The sequence below is a fragment of the Halomonas kalidii genome, from assembly GCF_030010475.1.
Taxonomy (GTDB): Bacteria; Pseudomonadota; Gammaproteobacteria; order Pseudomonadales; family Halomonadaceae; genus Halomonas; species Halomonas heilongjiangensis.
In genome coordinates this window covers 1-12822 of the sequence record NZ_JASCQN010000011.1, presented here as the reverse complement: position 1 = coordinate 12822, position 12822 = coordinate 1, and the positions used below count along the sequence as shown (strand labels likewise).

The following is a 12822-nucleotide window of genomic DNA, read 5'->3' as shown; positions in this document are numbered from 1 at the left end:
CCCGTTGGACCGCGTGGCGACGAAAGAATGCCCATTCCGGCCGATCATCGCACAGGCACAGGAGCCAGTCATGTCATGGAATTCGCGTGTCGAGCGGGTCGCCCCCTTCCGGGTCATGAGCCTGCTGGAGGCCGCCCAGGCCCGGGAGGCGGTCGGGCACGATGTGATCCACCTGGAAGTGGGCGAGCCCGACTTCGCGACCCCCGCACCGGTGGTGGCCGCTGGCCAGGCGGCACTGACGGCGGGGCACACCCGCTATACGCCGGCGGCAGGGCTGCCGGCGCTGCGCGAGGCCATCGCCGGTCACTATAGCAAGCATTTCGGCGCCGAGGTCGATCCCGCGCGGGTCCTGATCACCCCGGGGGCGTCGGGAGCGTTGCTGCTGGCCAGCCAGCTGCTGGTCGGCCCCGGCGACCGGGTGTTGATGGCCGACCCCAACTATCCCTGCAATCGCCACTTCATGGCCCTGGCCGGCGCCGAGGTGGACGCCGTACCGGTAGGCACCGAGAGCGGTTGGCAGCTCGACGCGGACCTGGTCGCCCGCCATTGGCGCGACGATACCCGCCTGGCGATGCTCGCCAGCCCCTCCAACCCCACCGGCCATATGCTCGATGCCGAGCAACTGGCGGGGGTGGCCGCTGCCGTGGCGGCGCGCGGGGGGCAACTGCTGGTCGACGAGATCTATCAGGGCCTCTGCTATGACCTGGAGCCGCTGTCGGTGGCGTCGGTTACCCCGGACGCCTTCGTGGTCAACAGCTTCTCCAAGTATTTCGGCATGACCGGCTGGCGGCTGGGGTGGCTGCTGGCTCCCGCTGATGCGGTGGAGCCGTTGACCCGGCTGGCCCAGAACGTCTTCCTGGCGGCGCCCACGCCGGCCCAGCATGCGGCCCTGGCCGCCTTCACGCCCGAGTGTCGAGAGGTCCTCGAAAGCCGGCGCGTCGAGCTCGGCCGCCGCCGCGATGCCCTGCTGGCCGGGCTCGCGCGGCTCGGGCTGGCGCCGTCGTTGCCGCCCCAGGGGGCCTTCTATCTGTGGCTCGATATCTCGCGCTACAGCCGCGACAGCCAGGCCTTCTGCCGGCGGTTGCTCGAGGAGGAGAACGTCGCCATCACCCCGGGCATCGACTTCGCCCTCGCCGGTGGCGAGCATCACGTGCGCATCGCCTTCACTACCGGCATCGCGCGCCTGGAGGAGGCGGTGAGCCGGCTCGAACGCTTCCTGGCCAGGGGCTAGGCGCATGCAGTATGCCGAGCTGGTCCCCGGTACCCTGCTGCGTCGCTACAAGCGCTTCCTCGCCGACGTGCGCCTCGACGACGGTCGCGAGGTGGTGGCGCACTGTCCCAACACCGGCTCCATGCGGGCGGTGAGCGTGCCGGGCGGCCGCGTGTGGCTGGCGGCGAGCGACAACCCCGCGCGCAAGCTGGCCTGGACCTGGGAGCTGATCGAGCTGCCCCAGCCCGATGGCTCGCGGGCCATGGCCTCGGTGCATACCGGCCGCGCCAACCGCATCGTCGAGGAGGCGCTGGGCGAGGGGCGGGTGCCGGCGCTCGCCGGCTATGCGGCGCTCCGGCGCGAGGCGAAGGTGGCGCACGGGGGCGGGGAGAAGGCGTCCCGGCTGGATTTTCGCCTCGATGATCCGGTGCGCGGCACGGCCTTCGTCGAGGTCAAGCAGGTGACGCTGAGAGAAGCCGATGGCCACGGCTATTTCCCCGATGCGGTGAGCGTGCGCGGCAGGAAGCACCTGGAGGTGCTGGCCGAGCTCGCCGCCCGGGGCCAGCGTGCCGTGTTGCTGTTCTGCGTGGCCCACGAGGGCATCCCCGACGTGGCGCCGGCCGATCACCTGGATCCGGGCTATGCGGCGACGCTGCGCGACGTGGCTGGCCGTGGCGTCGAGGTGCTGGCGCACCGCTGCGAGGTCATGCGTCGCGAAGGCGTACCGACGGCGATCCGCCTGGGCGGTGCGCTGCCGGTGTCACTCGAGCGCCGGGTGGATGTCGCCCTCGGCCTCGACTGAGTCGGGGGCGACCCAGAGGTCGCCACGCGGCACCCGCTGGCGTCGTTCGCTCAGGCCGGGACGCACTCGGGCAGGGCCTGTGCCACGCGCTCCAGGGCGTCTCGTCCCTTGGCGTCGCCGGCGTGTCGTTGCCACCATTGGCGGTGAACGCTGCGGACCCGGACCGTGATCTCGGCGAGCCCCAGGACCTGCGCCATCGCCAGCCGATGCAGGCCCTTGTTGGTCTTGATGATCCGACCGTGACGGTCGATCGTCACCCCCAGCCTGTCCTTGCCCTCGTGCTTGTCGAAGCCGAAACAGGCCATGTTCTCCATGTACAGCAGGTAGAGCCGCAGGTACTCGAGGATGCGTTCACGGCTGTCGAGCAGCATCCCCTTGTGGTGGGAGCGCAGCGGGCGGCCCTGTTCCCGCTGCTGCTCGAGCCGCCGGAAGGTCTCGCTGCGGCTCGGCTCCAGCCGATGGGTCCAGAGATCCTGGATGAAGCGGGTGCGACTGCTGTCGGCCAGGGAGTGGTGGGGCAGGTCCCAGTCACCGGACCACAGGAACAGGTTCGAGGCCTTGCGCCGCTCCGTGCGGTCGGGAAAGGCATCGGGATAGCTCATGCAGCGGACCAGTCGCCCGGGGTTCACCTCGAGATCCAGGCGATCGCCCAGGGCGGCTTCGACACTGCGCCGTGGCAACCCCTGGGCTTCCAGCCACTGGCCGACGGGTCGCTGGGCCAGCCAGCGCCGGAATGCCCACTCCTCCAGGGGCCGGCCCAGACGACGCTTGAAGCCCTCCTTGGCCTGGTAGGCGAGGCGCGACGTCAGCATCTTGCGGCGGAGCCGGGCGTCGTAGAGCGGCGGATGCACCAGCTCCCCGGTGGGGGTCTTCGGCAGCTGCGGGGCCGCCAGCCGAGCCGACAGGGACTCGGTCAGGCGATCGCCCAGCGATGCACTGGGCGGTCGTGACTCCAGGTCACGGGCCAGCGTCCAGAGGGCCTGGCCCTGCAACCCGGTGGGGACCGCTCGGGGGGCCGAGGGGGGGCGGCCAGCCAGAGCCTCGAGCTGGCTGTGCAGCCGGCTGCCGAGGATGGTGAAGAGCCAGGATCCCGGAGGGAGGTCATCGGCGGCGAAGCGCTCGGCATTGAGCCAGGCCAGCAGCAGGGTGTCGTGCACGACATCCTCGGCCTGGCGGACGTCCTGCACGAAGTGAAGGGCGGTGGCTAGCATCGCGGGGGCGACGGCTTGCCGAAGCCGGTGGAATCCCTCGGGGTCCCGGTGGCGGCAGGCGTCCAGGGCCTGCTGCAGTGGCGCCGGGGTCTCCGGCAGGTTCGCACTCATCCGAAGGGTCACCTGTCTATATAGAATCGCTGGATGAAGCTGACTTCGGCGGGCTCACTGTTGCGGTCGTAGCGCACCTCGAGGTCGAAGCGCATGGGGGCATCCTCGTGGATGCGGAAGACCGCGATCTGCGACACGCTGTCGCCGCTGCGCAGGGTACGGAAGGCGAGCGGTTCGCCGTCGCCGCTGCCCAGCTCGCCGACCCGGCCGTTGACGGTGGCCGGCACGACCCGGGTCGTGCCGGCCTCCCGTTCCTCGAGCACGCTGACATTGAGCAGCGCCATCACCGGGTTGCGCTGGATGCGGTGTTCCTCGGCCACCTCGCGGGGCAGGAAGCTGGTGGTCACCGCACTGTAGTGGATCTGGTAGTCGCCGATCTGTTCGAACTGCTGGGCCGGCAGCGGCGGGGCAAGCAGCAACAGCCACCCCAGGGCCAGGCCGGTCAGGACTCGCTGGATCATGGTATGCCCCCGATCTTGCGCTTCGGTTCGTGTTCGTTCTCTGCTCGAGTCAGTCACTCCGGCGGGTGACGCGGAAGATGGCGATCTCGCCGAACAGGTTGGGCCACCAGCGCGAGGTCCAGTGGCCCTCGTGGTCGCCGATACCCACCGCCCGGTCGACGATGATCAGACCCTTGTCGCGGCAGAGTTGTTCAAAGTCGTTGAAGGTCGACAGATGGATGTTGGGGGTGTCGTACCAGGCGTGGGGCAGCGACTTGGAGACTGGCATGTAGCCCTTGAGACCGAGATAGGCCCGGTGCCGCCAGTAGGCGAAGTTGGGGAAGGTGATGATGCACTCTTCCGCCACGCGCAGCATCTCGTCGAGCATGCGGTCGGGACGGCGCAGGGCCTGCAGGGCCTGGGTCATGATCACCAGGTCGCAGGCGTCGTCCTCGAAGTTGGCCAGCCCCTCGTCGAGGTTCTGCTCGATGACGTTGACGCCGCGTTCGATGCAGGCGGTGATACCCGCCGGGTCGATCTCCAGCCCGTAGCCGGTGACCTTCTTGTCGCGGGCCAGGGCCGCCAGCAGGGTGCCGTCGCCGCAGGCCAGGTCGAGGATGTGGGCCCCCTCGGGCACCCAGTCGTGGATCAGCTTGAAGTCGGCACGCATCATGGGTGGTCCTCCAGGCCGAGGTCCCGGGCCACGCGGGCCATGAAGGCGGTGAACACCGCCTGGTAGCGGGGCTCGGGCATCAGGAAGGCGTCGTGACCGTGGGGTGAGTCGATATTGGCGTAGCTGACCGCCTTGCCGGCACGCACCAGGGCGTTGACCAGTTCCCGCGAGCGTGACGGCGGGAAGCGCCAGTCGGTGGTGAAGCTGACCACCAGAAAGGGGCAGGCCGCCGGGGCCAGGGCCCGGGCGAGGTCGCCACCGTGGGGCGCAGCCGGGTCGAAGTAGTCCAGCGCCTTGGTCATCAGCAGGTAGGTGTTGGCGTCGAAGGAGGTGGAGAAGGTGTCGCCCTGATAGCGCAGGTAGGACTCCACCTGGAACTCGACGTCGTAGCCGAAGTTGAGGTCGTCGGTGCGCAGGTCGCGGCCGAACTTGCTGCCCATGGCGTCCTCCGACAGGTAGGTGATGTGTCCCACCATGCGGGCGAGCTTGAGGCCGCGTCGGGGCACCTTGTCCCGCTCGGCATACCAGCCGTCGTGATAGTCGGGGTCGGAGCGGATCGCCTGGCGGGCGACCTCGTTGAAGGCGATGTTCTGGGCCGACAGCTTCGGCGTGGCGGCGATCACCGCCGCATTGGCGACTCGCTCGGGATAGGCGAGGGTCCACTGGACCACCTGCATGCCACCGAGGCTGCCGCCGATCACCGCGGCGAAGCGCTCGATGCCGAGCCGGTCGGCCAGCCGCGCCTGGCTATGGACCCAGTCACCCACCGTCATCATGGGAAAGTCCGGCCCCCACTGGCGGCCGGTCTCGGGGTTCTCGCTGTTCGGGCCGGTGCTGCCGTGGCAGCCGCCCAGGTTGTTCAGCGAGACCACGAAGTAGCGGTCGGTATCGATGGACTTGCCGGGGCCGATATGGGCGTCCCACCAGCCCGGCTTGCGTTCGTCGGGGGCGTGGAAGCCGGCGGCGTGGTGGTGGCCGGAGAGGGCATGGCAGATCAGCACCGCATTGGAGCGCGCGGCGTTGAGCGTGCCGTAGGTTTCATAGACGAGGTCGTAGGCCGGCAGCGTCTTGCCGCAGGCCAGGGCCAGGGGGTCGTCGAAGTGCGCCGTCTGCGGCGTCACCAGGCCGACCGAGTCGCGCGGAAGCTCGGGCATCAGTCGTTCGGTGTCCAGTCGTTGCGTGGTGCCTGTTGTCATGGTGTCCTGGCTCAGAGGCCGACCAGGGCGCCGGAGATGCCGGCTGCACGGGTCAGCGAGCCCACCACGATACCATCGATGATGCTGATGGCGATGAAGGCCACGATGGGCGACAGGTCGATCATGCCCAGCGGCGGGATCACGCGGCGTAGCGGCGTCATGATCGGCTCCACCAGTTGCATCACCAGCAAGGCACCCGGGTGGCTGGCGTTGGGGGCGACCCAACTGAGGATGATCATCACGATCAGCGCGAAGAAATAGATCTTCAGGATCGCGTTGGCCAGTGCCGCGATCGAGCCGATGGCCACGCCGATCAGCGGTGGCATGCCGAAGCCGGCCACCTGCAGGATCACCACGATGCTCACCGCCTTGAGCACGAAACCGGCCGCCAGGGTGGCCAGGTCGAAACGGTTCATCACCGGGCCGAGGAAGCCCTGGAAGGGACGCACCGCCGGCTGGGTGATCTTCACCACCGACTGGCTGATGGGATTGTAGTAGTCGGCCCGGGATGCCTGCAGCAGGAAGCGCAGCATCAGCAGGAACAGATAGATATTGATGAGGGTGTTGACCAGCAGCAGGCCGGCACTTCCCAGTTGACTGCCCATCAGGGCTCCTCCTTGTCTTGGAAACTCAGTCTTGTATACACATGCCGAGTGAATGCTGGCCGGGTCAGCGCTTGCCGAGCTCGTCGGCCATCTCGCGGGCTCGGGCGGCGCAGGCCTCGAGCGCTTCCCCCAGGGTCCGGCGCAGGCCGGCGCTTTCCAGGTGCTCGATGGCGCGCTCGGTGGTGCCGCCGGGGGACATCACGTTGCGCTTGAGCTCGGCGGGGGTCTTGTCGCTCTGCTGGGCCATCTTCGCCGCGCCCAGCGCCGTCTGCATCGCCAGGCGGCGGGCGGTCTCGGCGGGCAGGCCGAGGGATACGCCGGCCTCCTCCATCGCCTCGAACATCAGGAAGAAGTAGGCCGGGCCACTGCCGGAAACCGCGGTCACGGCATCGAGCAGGGCTTCCTGCTCGACCCACTCGACCAGGCCCACCGCCTCCAGCATCTCGGTGGCGAGCCGGCGCTGCGTGTCGCTGACGTTGGCATTGGCGAACAGGCCGGCGGCGCCGGCGCCGACCAGCGAAGGCGTGTTGGGCATGCAGCGCACCACCGCCAGGTTGCCGCCCAGCCAGTGCTCGAGCGTCTCGGCGGGCAGGCCGGCGGCCACCGAGATGATCAGCGGCCGGCGGCGCTGGACCACGTCACGCAGTCCCGCGCAGACGTCGCGCATCACCTGGGGCTTTACCGCCAGCACCACCACATCGGCCTGGTCGGTCGCGGTGGCATTGTCGGTCGCGGTGTGGATGCCCAGTCGGCTGCGTACCGGGGCCAGTATCTCGTCGCTGGGCGAGGTGGCGGTGATGGCGGAGGGCGAGAAGCCGTTGTCGATCATGCCGCCGATGATGGCGCTGGCCATGTTGCCGGCGCCGATGAAGGTGACTCTGCTGGCCATGTGATCTGTCCTGTGTCGGTCGACGAATGTTTGGCCGGCCTGCGTTACCGGCACGCGAATTATTGTGGTTCCTGTCGTGCTGCCCGCTCGCCGAAGATGGCGGTGCCCAGCCGGACCAGGGTGGCGCCTTCCACTACGGCGGCCTCCAGGTCGGCGGTCATGCCCATCGACAGGGTGTCCAGCGGCGCGTCCGGGAAGCGTTCCTGCAGTGCCGCCAGGGCCTCGCGCAGCCGGGCAAAGGGCACACGCTGGGCCTCGCGGTCCTCGACCGGCGCGGGAATCGCCATCAGCCCGCGCAGGCGCAGGGCCGGCATCGCCAGCACCGCCTCCGCCAGGGCCGGCAGCTCGGCGAGCAGGACGCCGGACTTGCTGGGCTCGTCGCTGATGTTGACCTGCAGGCAGATGTTGAGTGGCCCGAGCCCTGCGGGGCGTTGATCGTTGAGACGCTGGGCGATCTTCTCCCGGTCTAGGCTGTGTACCCAGGCGAAGTGCTCGGCCACGGCGCGCGTCTTGTTGGATTGCAGTGGACCGATGAAATGCCAGACGATGTCGTCGAGGTCCGCGAGTTCGGCCTGCTTGTCGAGGGCTTCCTGGACATAGTTCTCGCCGAAGTCGCGCTGGCCGAGATGCCAGGCCTCGCGTATCAGGGCCGCCGGCTTGGTCTTGCTGACGGCGAGCAGGCGGGCGCCGGAAACGGGACGCCCGGCGTCCTGCAGGGCCTCGGCCAGGCGGGCACGGGCAGCGGCCAGTGACTCGGAAAGTACCAAAGCCTTCATCACGAAAGGTCTGTCATACTGGTCATAACTGAAGGGAACCTTATCATCCCGGAAGCAGGGGAAACGCATGGATATTACCGAACTGCTGGCGTTCTCGGCAAAGCAGAACGCGTCGGACCTCCATCTGTCGGCAGGCCTGCCGCCGATGATACGTGTCGACGGCGACATCCGCCGGCTCAATGTGCCGGCCATGGAGGACCGCGAGGTCCGCAAGCTGATCTACGACATCATGGCGGATCGGCAGCGCCGCGACTACGAGGAGTTCTACGAGACCGACTTTTCGTTCGAGGTCCCGGGGGTCTCGCGCTTTCGTGTCAACGTCTTCAACCAGGCGCGCGGGGCCGGGGCGGTATTTCGTACCATTCCCTCGGAAGTGCTGACCCTGGACGACCTGGGAATGGGCGACGTCTTCCGCCGCCTGGCCATGTTGCCCCGCGGCCTGGTGCTGGTGACCGGCCCCACCGGTTCGGGCAAGAGCACGACGCTCGCGGCGATGATCGACTACATCAACGACAATCGTTACGAGCATATCCTCACCATCGAGGATCCGGTGGAATTCGTCCACCGCAGCAAGCGCTGCCTGGTCAACCAGCGTGAGGTGCACCGTGATACCCATGGCTTTGCCCCGGCCCTGCGCAGCGCCCTGCGCGAGGACCCGGACATCATCCTGGTCGGCGAGATGCGTGACCTGGAGACCATTCGCCTGGCATTGACCGCGGCCGAGACCGGTCACCTGGTGTTCGGCACCCTGCACACCACGTCGGCGGCCAAGACCATCGACCGTATCATCGACGTCTTCCCCGGCGACGAGAAGTCCATGGTGCGCTCGATGCTCTCCGAATCGCTGCAGGCGGTGGTCTCCCAGGCCCTGCTGAAGCGCCAGGGCGGGGGGCGGGTAGCGGCCCACGAGATTCTCGTCGCCACGGCGGCGGTACGCAACCTGATCCGCGAGGACAAGGTGGCGCAGATCTACTCGGCGATCCAGACCGGCGGCAACCTGGGCATGCAGACCCTGGATGCCTCGCTGGCCAGGCTGGTGGCCGACAACGTGGTGGCCCGGGACGAGGCTCAGGCCAAGGCCAAGAGCGTGCTGGCGAGCTGAGCACGAGACGAGTAGAGGAGCAGGGACATGACGGCAACAGAGTGGCTTCACCAACTGCTGGACATCATGGTGCAGAGGGAGGCGTCGGATCTGCTGATCTCGGTGAATGCCCCGCCGACCCTGAAGATGACGGGCCAACTCACCGCCCTGGGGGATCAGGCGCTCAGTGTTCAGCAGGTCAACGAACTGGTCAGCGCCTCGATCCCCGAGGGGTTGCGCGCGCGTTTCCAGGCCGAGCGTGAGGCCAATTTCGCGCTCAGCCTCAGCGGGCGCGGTCGTTTCCGGGTCAGCGCCTTCCAGCAGCGCAACCAGCTGGCGATGGTGATCCGCCGTATCGCCTTCGATATTCCCCACCTGGAGGAGCTGTCGCTGCCCCCGGTGCTGGGAGAACTGGCCAACATCAAGCGCGGCCTGGTGTTCGTGGTCGGGGGCACCGGCACCGGCAAGTCGACCACCCTGGCGTCGATGATCCAGCAGCGCAACGAGACCATCGGCGGCCACATCATCAGTGTCGAGGATCCCATCGAGTACGTTCACCCGCACAAGAAGGCGATCATCAACCAGCGGGAAGTGGGCATCGACACCGATTCCTTCGAGGTGGCGCTGAAGAACACCCTGCGCCAGGCGCCCGACGTGATCCTGATCGGCGAGGTGCGTACCCGGGAGACCATGGAGCATGCGCTGACCTTCGCCGAGACCGGCCACCTCTGCCTGGCCACCCTGCACGCCAACAATGCCAACCAGGCGCTGGATCGCATCATCCACTTCTTCCCCCATGAGCGGCACGAGCAGATCTGGCTCGACCTGTCGCTCAACCTGCAGGCCATCGTCGCGCAGCAGCTGTTGCCGACGGTGGACGGTGGCCGCTGCCCGGCCATCGAGATCCTGCTCAAGTCGCCGCTGATCGGTGACCTGGTGCGCAAGGGCGAGGTGACCGAGATCAAGAACGTCATGGCGCGCTCGCGGGACCTGGGCATGCAGACCTTCGACCAGGCGCTCTATGACCTCTTCAGGGCGGGCAGGATCACCGAGGAGGTGGCGCTGGTGCACGCCGATTCCGCCAACGACCTGCGGATGATGATCAAGTACGGTGACCAGAACAGCGAGGGGCTTACCCAGGCCAGGGAGGCGGCGAACCACCTGTCGCTGCGCAACGAGGACGACTTCTAGGCATGCCGTGGCCGTATGCCGGTCAGGGGGCGTAGACACCGCCGAGGATGCGGCACCCCGAAGCCCCGGTGACCGAGGGCAGGTTGCCGGGCCGGGCCTGGAGCCTTCGCCAGGCGAGCCAGGCGAAGGCGCCGGCCTCCAGCCAATCGGCGGGCCAGCCCCAGTCGGCACTGGCGACCAGCGGCGTCTCGGGCAGGTGGCGCGCCAGGCGGGCCAGCAGATCGGCGTTGTGGGCACCGCCGCCGCAGGGGATCAGGGCGGCGGCGGAGGGGGCCGCCAGCCGTTCCCGCGCCATCCCGATGCCCAGCGCGATGCTGGTCGCGGTCAGCTCGGCGAGTGTCGCCTGCACATCCTCCAGCGCCTCCTCCCCGGTCAGCCGTCGTTCCAGCCAGTCGAGGTGGAACAGCTCGCGGCCCGTGCTGCGGGGGGGCGGCTGGTGGAAGAACGGCTCCGCCAGCAGGCGCTCCAGCAGGGCGTCATCCACCCGGCCCGAGGCCGCCCACTCCCCTCCGGCATCGAAGCGCCCGTCGCGGTGGCGGGCATGCCAGGCATCCAGCAGGGCATTGGCCGGGCCGGTGTCGAAGCCGAGCGGAGCCCGTTCGTCCTCCGTCGGTGGCAGCAGCGTCAGGTTGGCGAAACCGCCCAGGTTCAGCACCAGCCGCCACTCGCCCGGGGCACGCAGCAGCGCTTCATGAAAGGCCGGGGCGAGGGGAGCCGCCTGCCCCCCGGCGGCGAGGTCGCGGCGGCGGAAGTCGGCCACCACCGGGCAGCCGGTGAGTTCGGCGAGCAGGCTGGGGTTGTCGAGCTGCAGGGTATAGGCGGGGCCGCCATCATGGCCGTGGGGGGCATGCTCGATGGTCTGGCCATGACTGCCCACGGCGGCGATCGCCTCGCGCGGCGTGTGGCTGGTGGCCAGCAGTGCCTCCACCGTGTCGGCCTGCAGGCGGCAGAGGGCATCCTCGGCAGCGGCCAGCTCGGCGAAGCTCACCCGCTCGGCATGGCAGAGCCGCCAGAGGCGCTGGCGCAGCGGCTCGGGCATCGGTTCGGCGTGGGTCGCCACCAGGCGCGGGCGGCCCATCGCGTCGCTCTCCACTATCTCCACCAGGGCGGCGTCGATGCCGTCGAGACTGGTGCCGGACATCAGGCCGATGAACAGTGACATGTGTGTCTCCCGAGTCGAGGTGGCGTAACCGCACGCCACCGAGTCATGCTACCATTCTGCCCCATTCGATGGGCCCTGTACGCAGGGGGATCAACCGTGATGTCGTGGAGTGGGAGAAGATGACCGATGTGGCGAGCGCGCTGGCGCTTCTGAAACGAGGCACCCAGGAGATCCTGCTCGAGGAGGAGCTGGTCAAGAAGCTCGAGTCCGGGCGCAAGCTGCGCATCAAGGCGGGCTTCGATCCGACGGCCCCCGATCTGCACCTGGGTCACAGCGTGCTGTTGACCAAGATGCGCCAGTTCCAGGAGCTCGGCCATGAGGTGATCTTCCTGATCGGCGACTTCACCGGCCGTATCGGTGACCCCTCCGGCAAGAACGTGACGCGCAAGCCGCTCACCGCGGAGGAGGTCAGGGTCAACGCCGAGACCTACAAGGAGCAGGTGTTCAAGATCCTCGATCCCGAGAAGACCGAGGTGCGCTTCAACGCCGAGTGGTTCTCCGCCATGAGCGCGGCCGACATGATCGAGCTGGCCGGGCAGAGTACCGTGGCGCGCATGCTCGAGCGTGACGACTTCGAGAAGCGCTACAAGTCCGGACAGTCCATCTCCCTCCACGAGTTTCTCTACCCGCTGGTGCAGGGCTATGACTCCGTGGCATTGAAGGCGGACGTGGAACTCGGTGGCACCGACCAGAAGTTCAACCTGCTGATGGGCCGAGAGATCCAGAAGCACTTCGACATGGAGCCCCAGGTGGTGATCACCATGCCGCTGCTGGAAGGCCTCGACGGCGTGCAGAAGATGTCCAAGTCGCTGGGCAACTATGTCGGCGTCGACGAGGCGCCGGGGGCCATGTTCAACAAGCTGGTCTCCATGCCCGACAGCCTGATGTGGCGCTACTTCGAGCTGCTCTCGCTCAAGCCCAACGAGGAGATCGAGGCGCTCAAGCGCGATGCGGAGCAGGGGGCCAACCCCCGCGACATCAAGATGGTGTTGGCCCGCGAGCTGATCGGCCGGTATCACGGTGCGGACGCCGCGGCCAACGCCCACCGGTCCGCCGGCAACCTGCTCGCCGAGGGCGAGCTGCCGGAAGACCTGCCCGAGGTGGAGGTCGACTTCGAGGGCGGCGCCCAGGCGCCGATCGCCGCGGTACTCAACCGCTCGGGGCTGGCCAACAACAGTGCCCAGGCCAAGGACATGCTGGGCAACGGGCGGGTGAAGGTGGATGGCGAGGTGGTCGAGCGCGACCATATGCTGGATACCGGCAAGAGCTACGTGATCCAGGCCGGCAAGAAGCGCTATGCGCGGGTGACGGTGCGCTGACCTGGAGCAACGGATGACGAATCGGTGGCTCCTCGGGTCTCCCGAAGCCCTCACTGCCAGTGCCCGCCTCGCGCGGGCGTTGTCGTCTCCCGGGCAGTGGCTGACTTGTCCACAGGGTCCCGGCCGCCGCGCGGGCTGTGGATGGTCTTCCATGTC

General features: G+C 68.2%; 13 protein-coding genes. 5 read left to right on the top strand and 8 right to left on the bottom strand.

The annotated features are described in order from the left end of the window. Positions 1-70 precede the first annotated feature (70 nt). Both QLQ85_RS01960 and sfsA read left to right on the top strand, forming a co-directional pair. Complete coding sequence (locus QLQ85_RS01960) at positions 71-1231, top strand: pyridoxal phosphate-dependent aminotransferase (protein ID WP_282737452.1); 1161 nt, start codon at positions 71-73, stop codon at positions 1229-1231. A 4-nt stretch (positions 1232-1235) separates the two neighbouring features. Beyond that, a complete protein-coding gene (sfsA, locus tag QLQ85_RS01955; RefSeq protein ID WP_282737451.1) occupies positions 1236-2012 on the top strand; it encodes a DNA/RNA nuclease SfsA in 777 nt (258 codons plus the stop codon). 50 nt (positions 2013-2062) lie between these two features. Here sfsA and QLQ85_RS01950 read toward each other — a convergent pair whose 3' ends face one another. The 7 genes from QLQ85_RS01950 to QLQ85_RS01920 all read right to left on the bottom strand — a co-directional run bounded on the left by QLQ85_RS01950 (position 2063) and on the right by QLQ85_RS01920 (position 7913). After that, positions 2063-3334, bottom strand: a complete 1272-nt coding sequence (locus tag QLQ85_RS01950; RefSeq protein WP_282737450.1) for an RNA polymerase sigma factor — start codon at positions 3332-3334, stop codon at positions 2063-2065. Between the two features lie 8 nt (positions 3335-3342). Next, positions 3343-3795 carry a DUF4426 domain-containing protein gene (locus tag QLQ85_RS01945; protein ID WP_282737449.1) on the bottom strand — a complete coding sequence of 151 codons (453 nt, stop codon included), beginning with the start codon at positions 3793-3795 and terminating at the stop codon, positions 3343-3345. Between the two features lie 49 nt (positions 3796-3844). Then, complete coding sequence (gene metW / locus QLQ85_RS01940) at positions 3845-4444, bottom strand: methionine biosynthesis protein MetW (protein WP_102629292.1); 600 nt, start codon at positions 4442-4444, stop codon at positions 3845-3847. Continuing rightward, a complete protein-coding gene (metX, locus tag QLQ85_RS01935) occupies positions 4444-5601 on the bottom strand; it encodes a homoserine O-succinyltransferase MetX (RefSeq protein ID WP_282737511.1) in 1158 nt (385 codons plus the stop codon). Before metX ends, metW begins: the two co-directional genes overlap by 1 nt. A gap of 53 nt (positions 5602-5654) precedes the next feature. Beyond that, the gene (locus QLQ85_RS01930; protein ID WP_282737448.1) at positions 5655-6248 is read right to left on the bottom strand and encodes a YggT family protein; all 594 of its coding nucleotides are present in this window, start codon (positions 6246-6248) and stop codon (positions 5655-5657) included. A 64-nt stretch (positions 6249-6312) separates the two neighbouring features. Beyond that, positions 6313-7137 carry a pyrroline-5-carboxylate reductase gene (gene proC, locus QLQ85_RS01925; protein WP_282720794.1) on the bottom strand — a complete coding sequence of 275 codons (825 nt, stop codon included), beginning with the start codon at positions 7135-7137 and terminating at the stop codon, positions 6313-6315. Between the two features lie 59 nt (positions 7138-7196). Next, the gene (locus tag QLQ85_RS01920) at positions 7197-7913 is read right to left on the bottom strand and encodes a YggS family pyridoxal phosphate-dependent enzyme (RefSeq protein WP_282737447.1); all 717 of its coding nucleotides are present in this window, start codon (positions 7911-7913) and stop codon (positions 7197-7199) included. Between the two features lie 67 nt (positions 7914-7980). Here QLQ85_RS01920 and QLQ85_RS01915 point away from each other — a divergent pair, with 67 nt between their 5' ends. Together QLQ85_RS01915 and QLQ85_RS01910 are read left to right on the top strand one after the other, a co-directional pair. After that, positions 7981-9015, top strand: coding sequence for a type IV pilus twitching motility protein PilT (locus QLQ85_RS01915; protein ID WP_282720792.1), 1035 nt, complete (start codon positions 7981-7983; stop codon positions 9013-9015). A gap of 27 nt (positions 9016-9042) precedes the next feature. Continuing rightward, positions 9043-10185 (top strand): PilT/PilU family type 4a pilus ATPase, encoded by a 1143-nt coding sequence (locus tag QLQ85_RS01910; RefSeq protein WP_282737446.1) that lies wholly within the window; start codon positions 9043-9045, stop codon positions 10183-10185. Between the two features lie 22 nt (positions 10186-10207). On the opposite strand, the gene QLQ85_RS01905 is transcribed toward QLQ85_RS01910, so the two are convergent. After that, positions 10208-11347 carry an anhydro-N-acetylmuramic acid kinase gene (locus QLQ85_RS01905; RefSeq protein WP_282737445.1) on the bottom strand — a complete coding sequence of 380 codons (1140 nt, stop codon included), beginning with the start codon at positions 11345-11347 and terminating at the stop codon, positions 10208-10210. A gap of 119 nt (positions 11348-11466) precedes the next feature. On the opposite strand from QLQ85_RS01905, the gene tyrS reads away from it, so the two are divergent. Next, a complete protein-coding gene (gene tyrS, locus QLQ85_RS01900) occupies positions 11467-12666 on the top strand; it encodes a tyrosine--tRNA ligase (RefSeq protein WP_282737444.1) in 1200 nt (399 codons plus the stop codon). Positions 12667-12822: the final 156 nt, after the last annotated feature.